Origin of the sequence: Enterobacter sp. SORGH_AS_0287 (assembly GCF_031453695.1) — a bacterium.
Lineage (GTDB): Bacteria > Pseudomonadota > Gammaproteobacteria > Enterobacterales > Enterobacteriaceae > Enterobacter > Enterobacter ludwigii.
In genome coordinates this window covers 4,363,778-4,381,665 of the sequence record NZ_JAVIZW010000001.1, presented here as the reverse complement: position 1 = coordinate 4,381,665, position 17,888 = coordinate 4,363,778, and the positions used below count along the sequence as shown (strand labels likewise).

General features: G+C 56.2%; 23 protein-coding genes. 13 read left to right on the top strand and 10 right to left on the bottom strand.

What is annotated here, in order from left to right:
• Window positions 1-32 precede the first annotated feature (32 nt).
• From gshB to ruvX, 3 genes are all read left to right on the top strand, one after another.
• The gene (gene gshB / locus QE396_RS20895) at window positions 33-980 is read left to right on the top strand and encodes a glutathione synthase (RefSeq protein ID WP_020883696.1); all 948 of its coding nucleotides are present in this window, start codon (window positions 33-35) and stop codon (window positions 978-980) included.
• Window positions 981-1,066: 86 nt separating this feature from the next.
• Window positions 1,067-1,627 carry a YqgE/AlgH family protein gene (locus QE396_RS20890; protein WP_020883695.1) on the top strand — a complete coding sequence of 187 codons (561 nt, stop codon included), beginning with the start codon at window positions 1,067-1,069 and terminating at the stop codon, window positions 1,625-1,627.
• Window positions 1,627-2,043, top strand: a complete 417-nt coding sequence (gene ruvX / locus QE396_RS20885; protein ID WP_014171567.1) for a Holliday junction resolvase RuvX — start codon at window positions 1,627-1,629, stop codon at window positions 2,041-2,043. Before QE396_RS20890 ends, ruvX begins: the two co-directional genes overlap by 1 nt.
• Here ruvX and QE396_RS20880 read toward each other — a convergent pair.
• A complete protein-coding gene (locus QE396_RS20880; RefSeq protein WP_020883694.1) occupies window positions 2,009-3,034 on the bottom strand; it encodes a type IV pilus twitching motility protein PilT in 1,026 nt (341 codons plus the stop codon). The two genes, ruvX and QE396_RS20880, sit on opposite strands and share 35 nt — an antisense overlap.
• A gap of 17 nt (window positions 3,035-3,051) precedes the next feature.
• Between QE396_RS20880 and QE396_RS20875 the strand changes: the two genes are divergently transcribed.
• From QE396_RS20875 to QE396_RS20850, 6 genes are all read left to right on the top strand, one after another.
• Window positions 3,052-3,753, top strand: a complete 702-nt coding sequence (locus QE396_RS20875) for a YggS family pyridoxal phosphate-dependent enzyme (RefSeq protein WP_020883693.1) — start codon at window positions 3,052-3,054, stop codon at window positions 3,751-3,753.
• A 21-nt stretch (window positions 3,754-3,774) separates the two neighbouring features.
• On the top strand, window positions 3,775-4,341 hold the full coding sequence (locus tag QE396_RS20870) for a YggT family protein (protein WP_309952350.1): 567 nt from the start codon (window positions 3,775-3,777) through the stop codon (window positions 4,339-4,341).
• Complete coding sequence (yggU, locus tag QE396_RS20865; RefSeq protein WP_014885193.1) at window positions 4,338-4,634, top strand: DUF167 family protein YggU; 297 nt, start codon at window positions 4,338-4,340, stop codon at window positions 4,632-4,634. Before QE396_RS20870 ends, yggU begins: the two co-directional genes overlap by 4 nt.
• Before the next feature lie 3 nt (window positions 4,635-4,637).
• Window positions 4,638-5,231 (top strand): XTP/dITP diphosphatase, encoded by a 594-nt coding sequence (locus tag QE396_RS20860; RefSeq protein WP_020883692.1) that lies wholly within the window; start codon window positions 4,638-4,640, stop codon window positions 5,229-5,231.
• On the top strand, window positions 5,224-6,366 hold the full coding sequence (gene hemW / locus QE396_RS20855; RefSeq protein ID WP_020883691.1) for a radical SAM family heme chaperone HemW: 1,143 nt from the start codon (window positions 5,224-5,226) through the stop codon (window positions 6,364-6,366). Before QE396_RS20860 ends, hemW begins: the two co-directional genes overlap by 8 nt.
• 63 nt (window positions 6,367-6,429) lie before the next feature.
• Window positions 6,430-6,792, top strand: coding sequence for an endonuclease domain-containing protein (locus tag QE396_RS20850; protein ID WP_020883690.1), 363 nt, complete (start codon window positions 6,430-6,432; stop codon window positions 6,790-6,792).
• A 61-nt stretch (window positions 6,793-6,853) separates the two neighbouring features.
• Here the strand turns inward: QE396_RS20850 and QE396_RS20845 are convergent, their stop codons facing one another.
• Genes QE396_RS20845 through trmB form a run of 3 tightly spaced genes read right to left on the bottom strand, consistent with a single transcriptional unit; the run spans window position 6,854 to window position 8,672 of the window.
• Window positions 6,854-7,570: a DUF2884 domain-containing protein gene (locus QE396_RS20845; RefSeq protein WP_020883689.1), complete on the bottom strand. Its 717-nt coding sequence runs from the start codon at window positions 7,568-7,570 to the stop codon at window positions 6,854-6,856.
• Between the two features lie 56 nt (window positions 7,571-7,626).
• Window positions 7,627-7,953 carry a YggL family protein gene (locus QE396_RS20840; RefSeq protein ID WP_020883688.1) on the bottom strand — a complete coding sequence of 109 codons (327 nt, stop codon included), beginning with the start codon at window positions 7,951-7,953 and terminating at the stop codon, window positions 7,627-7,629.
• The gene (trmB, locus tag QE396_RS20835) at window positions 7,953-8,672 is read right to left on the bottom strand and encodes a tRNA (guanosine(46)-N7)-methyltransferase TrmB (RefSeq protein WP_020883687.1); all 720 of its coding nucleotides are present in this window, start codon (window positions 8,670-8,672) and stop codon (window positions 7,953-7,955) included. Before trmB ends, QE396_RS20840 begins: the two co-directional genes overlap by 1 nt.
• Before the next feature lie 144 nt (window positions 8,673-8,816).
• Here trmB and mutY point away from each other — a divergent pair, with 144 nt between their 5' ends.
• The 4 genes from mutY (at window position 8,817) to QE396_RS20815 (ending at window position 12,803) form a co-directional block, all read left to right on the top strand.
• Window positions 8,817-9,869, top strand: coding sequence for an A/G-specific adenine glycosylase (mutY, locus tag QE396_RS20830; protein ID WP_181012589.1), 1,053 nt, complete (start codon window positions 8,817-8,819; stop codon window positions 9,867-9,869).
• A gap of 26 nt (window positions 9,870-9,895) precedes the next feature.
• The gene (locus tag QE396_RS20825) at window positions 9,896-10,168 is read left to right on the top strand and encodes an oxidative damage protection protein (protein WP_032678953.1); all 273 of its coding nucleotides are present in this window, start codon (window positions 9,896-9,898) and stop codon (window positions 10,166-10,168) included.
• 56 nt (window positions 10,169-10,224) lie between these two features.
• Window positions 10,225-11,301, top strand: coding sequence for a membrane-bound lytic murein transglycosylase MltC (gene mltC, locus QE396_RS20820; protein ID WP_025203253.1), 1,077 nt, complete (start codon window positions 10,225-10,227; stop codon window positions 11,299-11,301).
• Between the two features lie 245 nt (window positions 11,302-11,546).
• On the top strand, window positions 11,547-12,803 hold the full coding sequence (locus QE396_RS20815; protein ID WP_020883685.1) for a nucleoside permease: 1,257 nt from the start codon (window positions 11,547-11,549) through the stop codon (window positions 12,801-12,803).
• Window positions 12,804-12,821: 18 nt separating this feature from the next.
• Here the strand turns inward: QE396_RS20815 and citG are convergent, their stop codons facing one another.
• From citG to citC, 6 genes are read right to left on the bottom strand one after another with little or no spacing between them, the layout of a single operon-like run.
• Window positions 12,822-13,631 carry a triphosphoribosyl-dephospho-CoA synthase CitG gene (citG, locus tag QE396_RS20810; RefSeq protein WP_309952340.1) on the bottom strand — a complete coding sequence of 270 codons (810 nt, stop codon included), beginning with the start codon at window positions 13,629-13,631 and terminating at the stop codon, window positions 12,822-12,824.
• Window positions 13,609-14,148 carry a citrate lyase holo-[acyl-carrier protein] synthase gene (gene citX / locus QE396_RS20805; protein ID WP_032680312.1) on the bottom strand — a complete coding sequence of 180 codons (540 nt, stop codon included), beginning with the start codon at window positions 14,146-14,148 and terminating at the stop codon, window positions 13,609-13,611. Before citX ends, citG begins: the two co-directional genes overlap by 23 nt.
• Before the next feature lie 2 nt (window positions 14,149-14,150).
• Window positions 14,151-15,668 (bottom strand): citrate lyase subunit alpha, encoded by a 1,518-nt coding sequence (citF, locus tag QE396_RS20800; RefSeq protein WP_262105210.1) that lies wholly within the window; start codon window positions 15,666-15,668, stop codon window positions 14,151-14,153.
• Between the two features lie 10 nt (window positions 15,669-15,678).
• Window positions 15,679-16,554 carry a citrate (pro-3S)-lyase subunit beta gene (gene citE, locus QE396_RS20795; RefSeq protein ID WP_014171585.1) on the bottom strand — a complete coding sequence of 292 codons (876 nt, stop codon included), beginning with the start codon at window positions 16,552-16,554 and terminating at the stop codon, window positions 15,679-15,681.
• Window positions 16,551-16,844 carry a citrate lyase acyl carrier protein gene (gene citD / locus QE396_RS20790; RefSeq protein ID WP_020883681.1) on the bottom strand — a complete coding sequence of 98 codons (294 nt, stop codon included), beginning with the start codon at window positions 16,842-16,844 and terminating at the stop codon, window positions 16,551-16,553. Before citD ends, citE begins: the two co-directional genes overlap by 4 nt.
• A gap of 16 nt (window positions 16,845-16,860) precedes the next feature.
• The gene (gene citC, locus QE396_RS20785) at window positions 16,861-17,886 is read right to left on the bottom strand and encodes a [citrate (pro-3S)-lyase] ligase (protein ID WP_014171587.1); all 1,026 of its coding nucleotides are present in this window, start codon (window positions 17,884-17,886) and stop codon (window positions 16,861-16,863) included.
• Between the last annotated feature and the right edge of the window lie 2 nt (window positions 17,887-17,888).

Genomic DNA, 17,888 nt, shown 5'->3' with positions numbered 1-17,888 from the left:
CCTGAGCCCTCAGGCTTTTAACGGAGATGAAAATGATCAAGCTCGGCATCGTGATGGATCCCATCGCAAACATTAACATCAAGAAAGATTCCAGCTTCGCGATGCTGCTGGAAGCGCAGCGTCGCGGCTATGAACTCCACTACATGGAGATGAACGATCTTTACCTGATCAACGGTGAAGCCCGCGCACGCACCCGCATCGTTAACGTCGAGCAGAATTACGACAAATGGTATGAATTCGGCACCGAGCAGGATATTGCCCTTGCCGACCTCAATGTCATTCTGATGCGTAAAGACCCTCCGTTCGACACCGAATACATCTACTGCACCTATATCCTTGAGCGCGCGGAAGAGAAAGGAACGCTGATCGTCAACAAACCCCAGAGCCTGCGCGACTGTAACGAGAAGCTCTACACCGCATGGTTCTCTGACCTGACGCCTGAAACGCTGGTGACCCGCAACAAGGCACAGCTGAAAGCGTTCTGGCAGAAACACGGCGACATCATCATGAAACCGCTGGACGGCATGGGTGGCGCATCTATTTTCCGCGTGAAAGAGAGCGACCCGAATATTGGGGTGATTGCCGAAACGCTGACCGAGCTGGGCACGCGTTACTGCATGGCACAAAACTACCTCCCGGCCATTAAAGATGGCGATAAACGCGTTCTGGTGGTGGATGGTGAACCGGTGCCGTATTGCCTCGCGCGTATCCCGCAGGGCGGCGAAACCCGCGGTAACCTGGCGGCCGGTGGCCGCGGTGAGCCGCGCCCGTTAAGTGAAAGCGACTGGGAAATTGCCCGCCGCGTTGGCCCGACACTGAAAGCCAAGGGCCTGATTTTTGTCGGCCTGGATATCATCGGCGATCGTCTGACCGAAGTGAACGTGACCAGCCCAACCTGTATTCGTGAAATCGAAGCGGAATTCCCGATTTCGATCACCGGAATGCTGATGGACGCCATCGAGAAACGTTTACAGAAATAACCTTTCAATACTATTAGTGACAGCACCCCGGTTTGTCCGCATACTGGGGCTGTCGCTTTTTAAACCAGGAAACAGTACCTCTGACAATGAATTTACAGCATCACTTTCTTATTGCCATGCCTGCTCTCCAGGATCCGATTTTTCGCCGCGCTGTGGTTTATATTTGTGAATACAATGAAGACGGCGCGATGGGCATTATCATCAACAAACCGCTGGAAAACCTGCAGGTTGAAGGGATTCTGGACAAGCTGAAAATTTCGGCTGAAGAGCGTCTGCCGGAAATCAGGCTTGATAAACCGGTGATGCTGGGCGGGCCACTCGCAGAGGATCGCGGTTTTATCCTGCATACGCCGCCGGTCTTCTCTTCCAGTATTCGCATCTCTGACAACACCGTCATTACGACCTCTCGCGACGTGCTCGAAACGCTGGGTACCGCTGAGCAGCCGTCGGAAGTGCTGGTGGCCCTGGGCTACTCCTCCTGGGAGAAAGGCCAGCTTGAGCAAGAGATCCTCGATAACGCCTGGCTGACCGCGCCTGCGGACATGAACATTCTGTTTAAAACCCCTATTGCCGATCGCTGGCGTGACGCCGCGAAACTGATCGGCATTGATATCCTGACTATGCCTGGCGTAGCGGGGCATGCCTGATGAGCGGAACACTTCTGGCCTTCGATTTTGGCACCAAAAGCATAGGCGTCGCCGTGGGTCAGCGAATCACGGGTACCGCACGCCCGCTCACGGCCCTGAAGGCCAGTGACGGCACACCGGACTGGAACCTCATCGAGCGCCTGCTAAAAGAGTGGCAGCCGGATGACGTCATCGTTGGGTTACCGCTGAACATGGATGGCACTGAACAACCGCTTACCGCCCGAGCGCGTAAGTTCGCCAATAAAATCCATGGCCGCTTTGGCGTCTCCGTGAAGCTCCACGACGAGCGTCTGAGCACCGTTGAAGCACGTGCAGGTCTTTTTGAACACGGCGGCTTCAGGGCTCTCAACAAAGGCAGCGTTGACTCCGCGTCCGCTGTCATCATTCTCGAAAGCTATTTCGAACAGGGTTATTGAGCGCCGGGGCCTGGAGTTGCCCCTGCGCCCGTCTTTCAGCCAGGCTCTGGTCAAAGTTCTGCATCCCCGCCTGCTGGCCGGTTTGAATAATACCGGGCAATTGCCACGTTTTTCCTTCGCGAATGAGATTCGCCGCCGCCGGAGTATTCACCAGCAGCTCATAAAGCGCCACGCGCCCGCCCTGCGCATCGGGGAGGAGCTTTTGCGCCAGCACCGCCCGCAGGCTGCCGGCCAGCTGATTGCGCACCGGATCTTTCTCCTGCGCCGGAAACGTATCGACCAGCCGCTCAATCGCCTGCGCTGCCCCGCGTGTATGCAGTGTCGCGAGCACCAGATGTCCGGTTTCTGCCGCCGTCAGCGCGAGGCGGATTGTTTCACTGTCGCGCAGCTCTCCCAGCAGTATGACATCAGGATCCTGGCGTAACGCCCCGCGCAGCGCGTCGGCAAATGACGGGCTGTGTTGGCCAATCTCGCGCTGCTGGATCAGGCACCGTTCGCTCTGGTACAGAAACTCCACCGGGTCTTCGAGCGTCAGAATATGCCCGTCAGTATGGTGATTAAGAAAATCCACCATCGCTGCCAGCGTAGTGGACTTACCGCTGCCGGTTGCCCCGGTGACCAGGATCAACCCGTTGTCACTGGATAACAGCTCAGGAACAACCCGGGGCACCCCCAACGCGGAGAGTTGCGGGCAGACCCCGGGCAACAGCCGCAGCGTCATTGAGACGCCGCTTGTCTGTTTAAACGCGCTTCCGCGCAGGCGCTGGTTGCCCGCCAGGGTGACGGCAAAATCCACCTGCCCGTTCGCCCACCACGTTCCCTGCTGTTCATCGTTGAGCCACGCCTTTAATAGCGTATCGACTTCGGGAGGCGGAAACGGCGCGGGTTCAAGACGACCTGCTCTGCGCCAGCGCGGTGGTGAATCACTGCACAGGTGTAGATCGGAGACATTATGCTTTACACTAAGGGCCACAATTTCTTCCACATCCATACAATACTCCTCGGAAAATGAACGACATTGCGCACAACCTGGCACAGGTCCGGGACAAAATCTCAGCTGCAGCAACACGTTGCGGCCGTGCTTCAGAAGAAATTACGTTACTTGCAGTGAGTAAAACCAAGCCTGCGAGCGCCATCGCAGATGCGATTGCGGCGGGTCAGCATGCGTTTGGTGAAAACTACGTGCAGGAGGGCGTGGATAAAATTCGCTTCTTCCAGGAACAGGGGAAGACGGATCTGCAATGGCACTTTATTGGCCCCTTGCAGTCGAACAAAAGCCGTCTGGTCGCTGAACATTTCGACTGGTGCCATACCATTGACCGTTTGCGTATTGCTTCGCGTCTGAACGACCAGCGCCCTGAAGCGTTACCGCCGCTGAATGTGCTGATTCAGGTCAACATCAGTGACGAAAACAGCAAGTCCGGTATAGCGCTGGAAGAACTGGATGCGCTGGCAGCAGACGTCGCGGCACTGCCGCGCTTAACCCTGCGCGGGTTAATGGCCATCCCGGCACCGGAGTCAAGTTATGAAAGGCAGTTTGCCGTGGCACAGCAAATGGCTGTAGCATTTGAGGCGCTTAAAGCGCGCTATGAAACGGTAGACACGCTTTCTCTGGGCATGTCGGATGATATGGAAGCCGCCATCGCGGCAGGCAGCACTATGGTACGCATCGGCACGGCAATTTTCGGTGCGCGCGATTACACCCAATAATAAGGAAACCTGAGGAACGCCATGAAGACGTTGACTTTCCTGCTTTCAACGGTCATTGAGCTGTATACGATGGCGCTGTTACTGCGCGTCTGGATGCAGTGGGCCCGCTGTGATTTTTACAATCCGTTCGCGCAGTTTGTCGTGAAAATCACGCAACCTATCGTAGGACCGCTGCGTCGCGTCATTCCGGCGATGGGCCCCATTGACAGTGCTTCTCTGCTGGTCGCGTTTATTCTGAGCGTTATCAAAGCGATTGTGCTGTTTATGGTTATCACCTTCCAGCCGATAATCTGGATTGCCGCTGTTCTGATCCTGATAAAAACCGTCGGTCTGCTGATCTTCTGGGTACTGCTGGTCATGGCGATCATGAGCTGGGTGAGCCAGGGCCGTAGCCCGGTGGAGTACGCGTTAATTCAGCTGGCTGAACCGCTGCTGCGTCCAATCCGTAACCTGCTTCCGTCTATGGGCGGCATCGATTTCTCTCCGATGATCCTAGTTCTGCTGCTGTACGTCGTGAATATGGGGATCGCTGAGCTGTTACAGTCCACGGGCGATATGCTGCTGCCGGGGCTGTGGATGGCGCTATGAGTGCAGTGAGCACCTGCGCTGACGGGCTGGTTTTACGGCTGTATATTCAGCCGAAAGCCAGCCGTGACAGTATTGTTGGACTGCATGGCGACGAGCTAAAAGTCGCCATCACTGCCCCACCGGTTGATGGCCAGGCGAATGCGCATCTGACCAAATATCTGGCAAAACAGTTTCGTGTCGCCAAAAGCCAGGTGATCATCGAGAAAGGTGAACTTGGGCGGCATAAACAGGTAAAAATTCTCAACCCGCAATCTATCCCGACGGAAGTCGCGGCGCTGACAGAGCAGGATTAAACCATGCAGAAAGTTGTTCTCGCTACCGGTAACGCCGGTAAAGTGCGCGAGCTGGCCTCGCTATTAAATGATTTTGGACTGGATGTCGTTGCACAGACCGAACTGGGTGTGGATTCCGCCGAAGAGACAGGGCTGACGTTTATCGAAAACGCGATCCTGAAAGCGCGCCATGCCGCACAGATTGCCGGTTTGCCCGCGATTGCCGACGACTCCGGTCTGGCGGTAGATGCCCTTGGCGGTGCGCCGGGTATCTACTCCGCACGCTATTCAGGTATCGATGCCACCGACCAGCAGAATCTGGAAAAGCTGCTTGTCGCGCTGAAAGACGTGCCAGATGATAAACGCCAGGCTCAGTTCCACTGCGTACTGGTCTATCTGCGTCATGCCGAAGACCCTACACCAGTCGTCTGCCACGGCAGCTGGCCGGGTGTGATTACCCGTGAAGCGGCAGGCAGTGGTGGCTTTGGCTACGACCCGGTTTTCTTTGTCCCGTCTGAGGGCAAAACCGCTGCGGAACTGTCCCGCGAAGAGAAAAGCGCGATTTCCCACCGTGGACGCGCCCTGAAACTGTTACTGGAAGCACTGCGTAATGGCTAATTTGCCGCCTCTGAGTCTTTATATTCACATCCCGTGGTGCGTGCAGAAATGCCCGTACTGCGATTTCAACTCGCACGCGCTGAAAGGTGAAGTGCCGCATGATGACTACGTTGCGCATCTGCTGGCCGACCTCGATGCCGATGTACCTTACGCACAGGGACGTGAAGTTAAGACCATTTTCATTGGTGGCGGTACGCCGAGCCTGCTTTCTGGCCCGGCGATGCAAACGCTGCTGGACGGCGTGCGTGCGCGCCTGAACCTGGCCGCGGATGCTGAAATAACAATGGAAGCCAACCCCGGCACCGTTGAAGCCGACCGTTTTGTCGATTATCAACGTGCAGGCGTAAACCGCATCTCGATCGGTGTCCAGAGCTTTAGCGAGCCGAAGCTGAAACGTCTGGGGCGCATTCACGGCCCGGAAGAGGCAAAGCGCGCGGCAAACCTGGCCACTGGCTTAGGCCTGCGCAGCTTTAACCTGGATTTGATGCACGGCCTGCCGGACCAGTCGCTGGAGGAAGCGCTGGACGATCTGCGTCAGGCGATCGCGCTTAACCCACCGCATCTCTCCTGGTATCAGTTGACTATTGAGCCAAACACGCTGTTTGGTTCCCGTCCGCCGGTGCTGCCGGATGATGACGCCCTGTGGGATATCTTTGAGCAAGGTCATCAGCTTTTGACCGCGGCAGGGTATCAGCAATACGAAACCTCCGCATACGCGAAGCCGGGTTACCAGTGTCAGCACAACCTGAACTACTGGCGCTTTGGTGATTATCTGGGGATTGGCTGTGGCGCACACGGTAAAGTGACCTTCCCTGACGGGCGCATCCTGCGTACCGCCAAAACGCGTCATCCGCGTGGTTACATGGAAGGCCGCTACCTTGAACGTCAGCATGATGTTGAGGCGGCGGATAAACCGTTTGAGTTCTTTATGAACCGCTTCCGCTTGCTGGAACCCGCACCACGTGCGGAGTTTGCGCGTTATACCGGATTGCCGGAAGCCACGATTCGTCCGCAGATTGACGAGGCGCTGGCGCAGGGATATCTCACCGAGTGTGAGGATTACTGGCAAATCACCGAGCACGGCAAACTGTTTTTAAACTCCCTGCTTGAGTTGTTCCTCGCAGATGATTCCTGAAGGCTTATTCAGGATTTTGCACCCCATTCTGCCGGCTGAGGAAAAGGCTGGCAGAGTGTGGGGATGGATATTACTCGTACTTATGCAAAACAGCTCAAACGGGAGCTGACAAAAGAAGAAAGACGGCTTTGGTATCTACTGCGCAGCCGCCGCTTCGAAAATTATAAATTTCGTCGACAACATCCTGTAGATCACTACATTCTGGATTTCGCCTGCTGTGCGGCTCATCTGGCTATTGAACTGGATGGCGGGCAACATGATGAAAAGCAGGAATACGATCGTCAAAGAACGTGCTGGCTTAACGAGAAAGGCTGGTATGTCATTCGATTTTGGAACAACGAACTCTGGAATAACGAAGAAGCGGTGTTAGAAAAGATCCTTGAAACACTGCAAATGCTGCAACCCTCACCCCGGCCCTCTCCCTGAAAGGGAGAGGGCGCAAACCATCCCCTCGCCCCTTTGGGGAGAGGGTTAGGGTGAGGGGAAATTACTTCAGCGTTCCCACCAGCGCCTTGCGGCTATCTTCCAGCGACACCACGCGCTTACAGACGTCTTTGCCGAACTGCTGGAAATCGTCTTCCTGGTTCTTCCACTCGTTCTGAATCGAGGTCTGCAGCCCACCCAAACTACCGAGCACGCCCTGCAGTGGGTTACCGCCGCCTTTCAGCACCGCTTTAGCCCCCATCTCGTTAATACTGTCCTGCAGGATGCCACCCATTGCCTGGTTCACCAGCTGCTGACCGTCGGCACGAACCTGATCGATTGCCTTGTAATGGAACGTCAGGCCGTCGGAGCGATGCTCAATAATGCGGTTCATCTGCTCTTTCAGCTGTTTGTCGAGCTTCGTCAGGCGGGTGCGCATGTTACTGCTCTCTCCCACCTCTTTGGTGATGATCTTATCCAGCGCGACGCGGCTCTTCTCTACGCGCGTCAGGGCACCTTCATCAATCCACGGCAGCGCGGTACGCAAATCGGCCTGGTAGTCTTTCGCCTGCTCACGCTGAGCGGGGGTCAGGTTGTACTGTTTACCGTTAAATGTGACGTTCCCGTCCGGCGTAATCACCAGATGACCGTTCTCGCCTTTGACCTGCACGGTTTGCGGGCTTAACACCACGTCATCACGCGGGGTGACGCTACATTTATACTCCGCATGAGCGGTGAATCCGGTTGCCATTAAGGCAACAGCCAGCAACGTTTTGCGCATCTTAAACACTCCCTCAGACAAAATGGGCCAGCTAATGCTGGCCCCTTACTGCTTAATTAGTCCCACCAAACGTCAAAAAGTTCGCTGACGCGGACATCTTCCAGTTTGTGGTCTTCAAGCCATTTGCGCACAAGCGCCTGATGTTCTTCGGTGCATTTACCGACTTCCTGGGTGCAGATCAGACCTTCCCATGCCAGGTAACCGCTACCATCAAAGGCCAGCTTGTTTGGCTCGATCACTTCATTAATGAACGCATCTACGTCCTGATCGATCTGGTCTACGCTGGTGCCTTCCGGGAAACGCCACGCAACGGAGAAGCCCACTTCCTGGAATTCTTCGATGTGCATTTTTTTACGCAGACGACGGCTACGATTCTTTGCCATTATTTCACCCTCTCGAACATTAAGTCCCATACGCCGTGACCAAGACGATGGCCACGCTGTTCAAATTTTGTCACCGGACGTGAATCCGGACGCGGTACATAGTCGTTGCTTGCAGACTGGTTTTTATACCCGTCCAGAGACGACATGACTTCCAGCATATGTTCCGCATAAGGTTCCCAGTCGGTCGCCATATGGAAGACACCGCCCAGTTTCAGCTTACTTTTTACCAGCTCAGCAAACGGCGCCTGAACGATACGGCGTTTATTATGCCGTGCTTTGTGCCACGGGTCAGGGAAAAAGAGCTGAACCATGGTCAAAGAATTGTCAGGAATCATTTTGTGCAGCACTTCAACCGCGTCGTGACACATAACGCGCAGGTTCTCAACGCCCTCTTCATGAGCCGTTGCCAGACATGCGCCTACGCCTGGTGAGTGCACCTCAATGCCGAGGAAATTTTGCTCCGGGCGCGCGTGGGCCATGGTAACCAGTGAAGACCCCATACCGAAGCCAATCTCCAGTGTTACCGGCGCGTCGCGACCAAACAGCTCGGTAAAGTCCAGAGGCTGCTCGCTGAACTCAACGCCCATCACCGGCCAGTAGTTGTCCAGCGCATGTTGCTGCCCTTTGGTCAGGCGACCCTGACGGCGGACAAAGCTGCGAATACGGCGCAGCGGGCGACCGTTTTCATCAAATTCCGGTGAAATGACGTCGTTTTTCATAAAAGAGTTGTCTGCTTGTGAGAATGTTCGGGAAACGGGCATTATCCAAAGTTAAGGCTTCTATGCAAGCATGGGAAAGATCCGGTTTACAGCAGATTGACGCTGTGCTGCAATCGGCGTCCCTGATTATACGAATCGATGACCATGCAAGCCTCTCAATTTTCAGCCCAGGTGCTGGACTGGTACGACAAATACGGGCGTAAAACCCTGCCCTGGCAAATTGAAAAAACGCCTTACAAAGTATGGCTCTCCGAAGTGATGTTGCAACAAACGCAGGTCGCTACGGTGATTCCCTACTTCGAGCGCTTTATGGCACGTTTCCCAACGGTGACCGACCTGGCCAATGCGCCATTAGACGAGGTGTTGCACCTGTGGACCGGTCTCGGTTACTACGCCCGTGCGCGCAATTTGCATAAAGCCGCGCAGCAGGTGGCGACCCGACACCACGGCACATTTCCGGAAACCTTCGATGAAGTGGCTGATTTGCCCGGCGTCGGACGTTCAACCGCAGGCGCGATCCTCTCCCTGTCTTTAGGTAAACATTTCCCGATCCTCGACGGCAACGTGAAGCGCGTCCTCGCACGATGCTATGCCGTTGACGGCTGGCCGGGAAAAAAAGAGGTCGAAAAACGGCTGTGGGAGATCAGCGAAGCGGTTACCCCGGCAAAAGGCGTGGAGCGCTTTAACCAGGCGATGATGGACCTGGGGGCCATGGTCTGCACGCGATCAAAACCGAAATGCGAACTTTGCCCGGTTAATAATCTCTGCGTGGCTTATGCGAACCACGCATGGGCGCAGTATCCGGGCAAAAAGCCAAAGCAGACGCTGCCAGAGCGCACCGGCTACATGCTGTTGATGCAGCATGGCGAAGGCGTCTTTCTGGCGCAGCGGCCGCCGAGCGGCCTGTGGGGTGGTCTATACTGCTTCCCACAGTTTGAAGATGAAGAATTGTTACGGGAATGGCTTAAACAGCGCGGCATCGCTGCCGATAACCTGACGCAGCTGACCGCGTTTCGTCATACCTTTAGCCATTTCCATCTGGATATTGTACCGATGTGGCTTCCCGTGTCCTCAATCACCGCCTGCATGGATGAAGGAGCGGCTCTCTGGTATAACTTAGCGCAACCGCCATCAGTCGGGCTGGCGGCTCCCGTGGAGCGCCTGTTACAGCAATTACGTGCCGGTGCAATGGTTTAGCATCAGCCACCAACAGAGGAATGAGTATGGCCAGAACTATTTTTTGTACTTTCCTGCAGCGTGACGCTGAAGGCCAGGATTTCCAGCTTTATCCGGGCGAACTGGGTAAGCGCATCTATAACGAAATTTCCAAAGAAGCCTGGGGACAGTGGCAGAAAAAACAGACCATGCTGATCAACGAGAAGAAACTCAGCATGATGAACCCGGAGCACCGCAAGCTGCTTGAGCAGGAGATGGTGAACTTCCTGTTCGAAGGCAAAGACGTCCACATCGAAGGCTATACGCCGCCGGAACAATAACAGCGTGCGGGGGCAACTCCGCCGTACAAGCAAACACAACACGCACTCCCGGAATGATGAAAAAATTTTTAGCGCTAGCCCTTGTTGCGCCGTTGCTTGTCTCTTGTTCTTCCAAAAAAGGCGATGATTACAACGAAGCCTGGATAAAGGACACCAACGGTTTTGACATTTTAATGGGGCAGTTTGCCCATAACATCGAAAATATATGGGGATTTAACGAAGTTCTTATTGCCGGACCTAAGGACTACGTTAAGTACACCGACGCCTATCAGACCCGTAGCCACATCAACTTTGATGAGGGGACTATCACGGTTGAAACCATCGCAGGCACCGAACCTGCCGCACGGTTACGTCAGGCGATCGTGAAAACCTTACTGATGGGTGATGATCCAGGCTCAATCGATCTCTACTCCGACGCCGATGACATCACCATCTCCAAAGAACCGTTCCTGTACGGCCAGGTTGTCGATCAGACCGGACAGGCCATTCGCTGGGAAGGGCGTGCCACAAAATTTGCCGATTATCTGCTGCAGACGCGCCTGAAAAGCCGCTCTAACGGCCTGAAGATCATCTACAGCGTCACCATTAACCTCGTGCCGAACCACCTCGACAAACGTGCGCATAAGTACATTGGCATGGTGCGTCAGGCCTCGCGTAAGTACGGCGTGGATGAGTCGCTGATCCTGGCGATCATGCAGACCGAATCGTCGTTTAACCCGTACGCGGTAAGCCGTTCCGACGCGCTGGGACTGATGCAGGTCGTGCAGCACAGCGCAGGTAAAGACGTCTTCCGCGCTCAGGGGAAATCCGGTACGCCGAGCCGCAGTTATCTGTTCGATCCGCAAAGCAACATTGATACCGGTACCGCCTACCTGGCGATGCTCAACAATGTCTACCTGGGGGGAATTGATAACCCGACATCACGTCGCTATGCGGTGATCACCGCGTATAACGGCGGGGCGGGCAGCGTCCTGCGCGTCTTCTCGAGTGACAAAGTGCAGGCGGCGAATATCATCAACAGTATGGCGCCGGGGGATGTCTATTCCACGCTCACCACCCGACACCCGTCTGCGGAATCGCGTCGTTATTTGTATAAAGTGAACACGGCGCAAAAAAACTACCGTCGACGCTAAACCCTTTACCCTGCCCTCTTCCTGTGGGAGAGGGCCAGGGTGAGGACATCAGACCGCTCCCTCCCCGCTCCCACCCATACGAAAATGTTATTTGCATCACAATCCAAACTGCAAATTAATGTGGATTGCATTTTTTTGCGGGAGGTAACAAAACATAACCTCGCCTGCTGATAGAATTGCATCAAATAACAACCCTGAATGTTCCTATAACAACATATCTCCCGCTCACTTGTGAGGAAAGTAACATGAACCTTAAGCTGCAGCTTAAAATATTGTCGTTTCTGCAGTTCTGCCTGTGGGGTAGCTGGCTGACTACACTCGGCTCCTATATGTTTGTGACGCTCAAGTTCGATGGTGCGTCTATCGGTGCCGTCTACAGCTCGCTCGGCATTGCGGCTGTCTTTATGCCAACGCTGCTGGGGATCGTGGCGGATAAATGGTTAAGTGCGAAATGGCTGTACATGCTTTGCCATCTGGTGGGTGCGGGGACGCTGTTTATGGCAGCCCAGGTCACCACGCCGGGGGCGATGTTCATGGTGATCCTGTTTAACTCGCTAGCCTACATGCCAACGCTTGGCCTGATCAACACCATCTCCTACTACCGCCTGAAATCTGCCGGTATGGAAATCGTCACCGATTTCCCGCCAATCCGTATCTGGGGCACCATCGGCTTTATCATGGCAATGTGGGGCGTGAGCTTCGCAGGCTTCGAACTGAGCCATATGCAGCTCTACATCGGGGCGGCACTCTCCGTGGTGCTGGCGCTGTTCACCCTGACCCTGCCGCATATTCCGGTGTCTAACCAGCAGAAAAACCAAAGCTGGAGCACCATGCTCGGTCTGGACGCCTTTGCGCTGTTTAAAAACAAACGCATGGCGATCTTCTTTATCTTCTCCATGCTGCTGGGTGCGGAACTGCAGATCACCAACATGTTCGGCAACACCTTCCTGCACAGCTTCGACAATAACCCGCTGTTCTCTGGCAGCTTTATCGTTGAACATGCGTCAGTGATGATGTCCATCTCTCAGATCTCTGAGACGCTGTTCATCCTGACCATCCCGTTCTTCCTGAGCCGCTACGGCATCAAGAACGTCATGCTGATCAGTATCGCTGCATGGATGTTGCGCTTCGGTCTGTTTGCCTACGGCGACCCAAGCCCGTTCGGTACCGTGCTGCTGGTTCTGTCGATGATTGTTTACGGCTGCGCCTTCGACTTCTTCAACATCTCTGGTTCGGTGTTTGTGGAAAAAGAGGTGAAACCTGAAATTCGCGCCAGTGCTCAGGGTATGTTCCTGATGATGACCAACGGCTTCGGCTGTATTCTGGGCGGTGTGGTGAGCGGTAAAGTGGTTGAGATGTACACCACTAACGGCATCACCAACTGGCAGCCCGTGTGGCTTATCTTCGCCGCATACTCGTTGGTACTGTTCTTCGCGTTTATCGCACTGTTCAAGTACAAGCACGTACGCGAACCGCACGCTGCGCAGCCTATCGCGCATTAATGATTATCCCCTCTCCTTTCAGGAGAGGGGTAATTTCGCCAGCACCCATCCTACCGACAATAAATCCGCACTGCCCCCCGGGCTTAAATTCCGTTCAATGAGCGCATTGTCCATCTGTATTAACGCATCACGATCCCAGCCACGCGTCAGTAATGCCCGCGCATAACCCTGCACATAACGCAGCCCTTCCATACCGCCGCGCGACACCAGATTACTGTCCTGATTCATCGCCATCAGGCGCAGCAGCAGGTCATGCAGCGCGTGCCCGTTCCATTGCGCCAGCGCTGCACGCACCGTGGCAAAACCGCTTTCCGCTTCGCCCCGCGCGCCGGTTAACCCATACCGCTGAAACTGCCGCTCCCCTGCCGTCGACTGTCCACTGCGCGCTGCCAGCTCACGCGCCACCAGCCCGCGACAGAGGTGACTCACCTCACTACAGAGGCTCTCAGCCGTGGCGTGTTTCACACGTCCGGCGGCAAAGCACAGCAAACCAAGGGCAAAAATGCCGCCTTTATGCGTGTTCACCCCGCACGTTGCAGCGTACATTGCCTGTTCACAGGCAATGCCCATCGGGCGAATGATCCGTATTTGTTCCGCCGCGGGTTTATCCGCATGGGTATGACCCAGCTCTGCAAAGCGCGCAAACCACGGGGTGATAGCCGCAATACTGCGGGCAAACAGCGCATGGTCCATATCGCGGTGTGCACCGTTGTTGAGCTTATCGACCAGACCCGGCTTGGGCGTCAACGCCAGCTCCTGCCATAACGCCTCTTCGGCGAGCCCTGGCACATCGCATGGCTGCGGGTTAGTCGCGAGCAAACCAGTCATCGATCATCTTCTCCACGCGAGCCACCACCTGCTCTACAGGATGCTTACGCGAACGGGAACAGGCGTGGGCAGGCTCATCACATACCAGACAGCGCCGGAGGTGTGCCCCTAAAGACTGGCGCCCCACATGCCCCTGTGCCGGGCAGATCACATCCAAATCCCACAGCCTGCCGAGCGGGTGAGTCTGCTCCAGATCCGTACAGTGCGCTTTGATTTCCGCCGCCGGATGCGCCACGCACCAGATTGCTTCTGGCCCGGTGGGCAGCCACAGCACCTGGCGGTCCAGCACCTGCCAGCGGTTTTCCCACAGCAGCTGGTCGCACATCTGCAATGCCACGCCCATCGTATTGCGATAGCGCAGGCTGTCTTTGATCTCCCCGGGGGTGACGAGCGTGAGAGAAATCACCGGTTGTTGATAGTGCGTGAGCCAGTCAGTCTGGCGTGCTGCACGGCGCTCTTTCGCCGCCAGCAGCTCCTCCAGGCTGACACCCGCCCGCACGGGTGTCGCTACAGTCATCATTACTCCTTCACCTGTCGAACGGTGTCGATGACGCTGCCGTCGCGGTAGCGGATCACACCAACGATTTTGTCGGTAAACTCAATGGGTTTTGGTACGCCGGTCAGTGATATCGCCCGCTCGAAAAGCGCGTTGATATCGACAACGTTGAGACCTGCGGCAAGCAGTCGTTCGCGGATTTCCGGGCGTGCCGGGTTAACCGCGATGCCGTGATCGGTAACCAGCACGTCGATGCTCTCCCCGGGCGTCAGCCGGGTGGTCACCCGCTTCACGACGGTTGGAATACGGCTACGCAGCAGGGGGGCGACCACGATGGTCAGGTTCGCCGCCGCGGCCACATCACAATGTCCGCCGGATGCCCCACGCATTACGCCGTCAGAGCCGGTAATAACATTGACGTTAAAATCGACGTCAATTTCCAGGGCGCTGAGGATCACCACATCAAGCTGGTCGCAGCTTGCTGCCTTGCTGCCGGGGTTGGCATAAACGTTGGTGGAGATCTCCACATGATTCGGATTTCGTGCCAGCGAGGCCGCAGCCTCGCCGTCGAAACACTGGGTATCGAGCAGCTTTTCGATCAGGCCTTTCTCGTGCAGATCCACCAGGCTGCCGGTAATGCCCCCGAGCGCGAAGCGCGCCTTCACGCCGCTGCGCTCCATTTTCTCCTCCATAAAGCGGGTACAGGCGGTAGCCGCCGCACCGGAGCCGGTCTGCATGGAAAAACCGGGTTTGAAATAGCCTGAATGTTCAATCACATCCGCCGCGTAGCGGGCAATCATCAGCTCACGCGGATTACTGGTCACGCGAGCTGCACCGACGCTGATTTTCGCCGGGTCACCCACGCTCTCCACCTGCACAATGTAATCCACCTGATCCTGCACCAGGCTGGCGGGCATATTCGGGAACGGCACCAGTTCTTCGGTCAGCAGCACCACCTTGCGGGCGAAATGCGCGTCCACCATTGCATAGCCAAGCGAGCCGCAGCACGATTTCCCGCGCGTGCCGTTGGCGTTGCCAAATTCATCGCTGCACGGCACGCCAAGAAACGCCACGTCGATATTCAGCTCACCGTCCTGCAACAGCTTCACGCGCCCGCCGTGGGAGTGAATTTGTACCGGCTCGGCCATCAACCCGTGTGAGATAGCGTCTGCCAGCTTGCCCCGCATACCGGAGGTATAAATCCGGGTGATAACGCCGCTTTCGATGTGTTCGATCAGCGCGTCGTTACAGGTCATCAGCGAGCTGGAAGCCAGCGTCAGGTTTTTAAAGCCCATACGCGCAAGCAGCGCCACGACGGTATTGATCACCCGGTCGCCTTCGCGAAACGCGTGGTGGAAGGAGACGGTCATCCCGTCCTGTAACCCGCTGCGTAACACCGCCTCTTCGACCGAAGCACAGAGCTTACGGGTGTGTTTTTCGTCAGGGCTGTTCAGCCATGGCGTTGCGCTGTGGGCGGTATCAAACGGTTTTAAGTCCCGCAGATGGGGGAAATTCACATGGAGAAGTTCTGTCTGATTCATTGTGTAATCCTTAACGACGCACGCCGGAGGCCGCCGCGCGTTCCAGCACCATCTGCGCGTGGTTAATAATAGGGGCATCGACCATTTTGCCGTTGAGCGACACGACGCCCAGGCCGTTACGCTCCCCCTCTTCTGCCGCTTCAATCACCCGTTTCGCGTGATCCACTTCCTGCTGGGTTGGGGCATAGGCGTTATGTAACAGGTCAATCTGACGTGGGTTAATCAGCGATTTACCGTTAAAGCCCATCTTGCGGATCAAATCGACCTCACGCAGGAAGCCGGCTTCATCGTTAACGTCCGACCACACCACGTCGAAAGCGTCGATACCCGCGGCGCGGGCGGCGTGCAGCACGGCACAGCGGGCATAAAACAGCTCAGTGCCATCCCCGCGTTCCGTCTGCATGTCCATCACATAATCAAAGGCGGCCAGCGCGATCCCGATTAAGCGCGGAGAACTGCGGGCAATGGCCACGGCGTTAATCACCCCAATCGCCGACTCAATAGCCGCCATGACGCGGGTCGAGCCCGGCTCGCGCCCGCATTCACGCTCAATACGCGCCAGATGCCCTTCCAGCTCATCGATATCCTCTGGGGTGTCGGTTTTCGGCAATCGAATCACGTCCACCCCTGCCCGCACGGCGGCTTCCAGATCCAGCAAGCCAAACGGCGTGCTCAGCGGGTTAATGCGCACCACGGTTTCGATATCCTGATACATCGGGTGCTGCAGGGCATGAAACACCAGCATGCGCGCGGTATCCTTCTCGCGCAGGGCGACGGCGTCTTCAAGGTCAAACATGATGGAGTCCGGGCGGTAGATAAATGCCGTAGAGAGCATGGCGGCGTTTGCGCCCGGCAGGAACAGCATACTGCGGCGGAGTTTGCTCATTTCAGCGCCCCCCAGTTAAGTGTTGGCTCATCGGCTGCGCGCAGGAGCGCGCTTTGCAGGCGGGCGCGGATCACACAGTCCAGCGCCCCTTTGTCTTCAACAATAATTAATCCCTGGTGCACGTTCATGGCGCGCAATGTGTCGTTAACGACCTGGCGAATATGTTCGCCAAACTGCTTAATCACTTCACTGTGGATGATAATTTCCAGCTCACCCTGAGCGGGGGCAATTTTTACCATCAGGTCGCTGGACTCCTGTGTACCGGCCAGCGCCTCCCTTACAATTTTCATGATAAATTCCTGATAGTTATGCGACTTCCGCACTCGCACGGTAATGCGTTTCGAGGTGCGCGAAGGTGGAGTCCGGGACAATCTCCCGGATCCGGGAAAACTGCTGTGTCTTAAGCAAGCGGCGGACTTCCGACGCGGAAATAGCGTTGCCGGTGACCTTGATGCGCGGCATTTCCACCACGTCAATCTGTGAGGCCAGCAGGTCGTGCAGGGTCTGGTTGTACTGACGGGTGATATCGCAAAACGGCTCCGAACCGATAAAGCGATGCGTAATACCCAGCGCCGGGGCGATGAAGTCCCGGAAGATCAGCACATCGATTTCGCTCCACGCCTGCTGTACTTTGCCGGTCTCTTTCAGGAAGTAGGCCGGGAACGTGGCGCGGGAGATGATGTACTGCGATCCTTCATGCACAATCACGTTCGGCAGATGCGCCACGCCCGCCCGTACCATCTCTAGCCGGGCGCTGAACGGGAAGAACGAGGCATCCTCGCGCACCACAAACAGATGCAGCGCATCGCACTGCCCCGCGGCCTGCTCGACCAGATGCCGGTGGCCGAGGGTAAACGGATTCGCATTCATCACGATCGCGCCAATCTTCTTCCCGGCCTTGCGCTGACACTTGAGCGCGCGGCAGTAGCGCTGGATCCCCTGCGGGGTGTTCTCCATCAGCACCGCGTTGTTCCCGCTCTGGGCAATCGGCCAGAAGCCGCTGCGGCCAAAGCGCTCCTTGTTGCACGGACGGGTGCAGAGGAAGAGGTGAAAATGGCCGCGCTCCAGCGCCGCATTTTCCACCTCTGCCAGTAACCGTGCGCTGAGGTTCTCCCCACGAAGCTGCTCGTTTACCGCCACGCACTTGATGACGTTAGCGGCAAGCCCGGCACAACCCACCAGCTGCGTGCCGGACCAGGCTTCGACAAACAGCGTGATGTCGTTGTCCAGGCCAAGGCCGCTGTCTGCCAGCAGGTAACGGATCTGGCTTAAGCGTTCCGGGTGTTTCGCCACAAGGGTGTGGCGAAAATCAATAGTGGGTTGACTGTTCATGC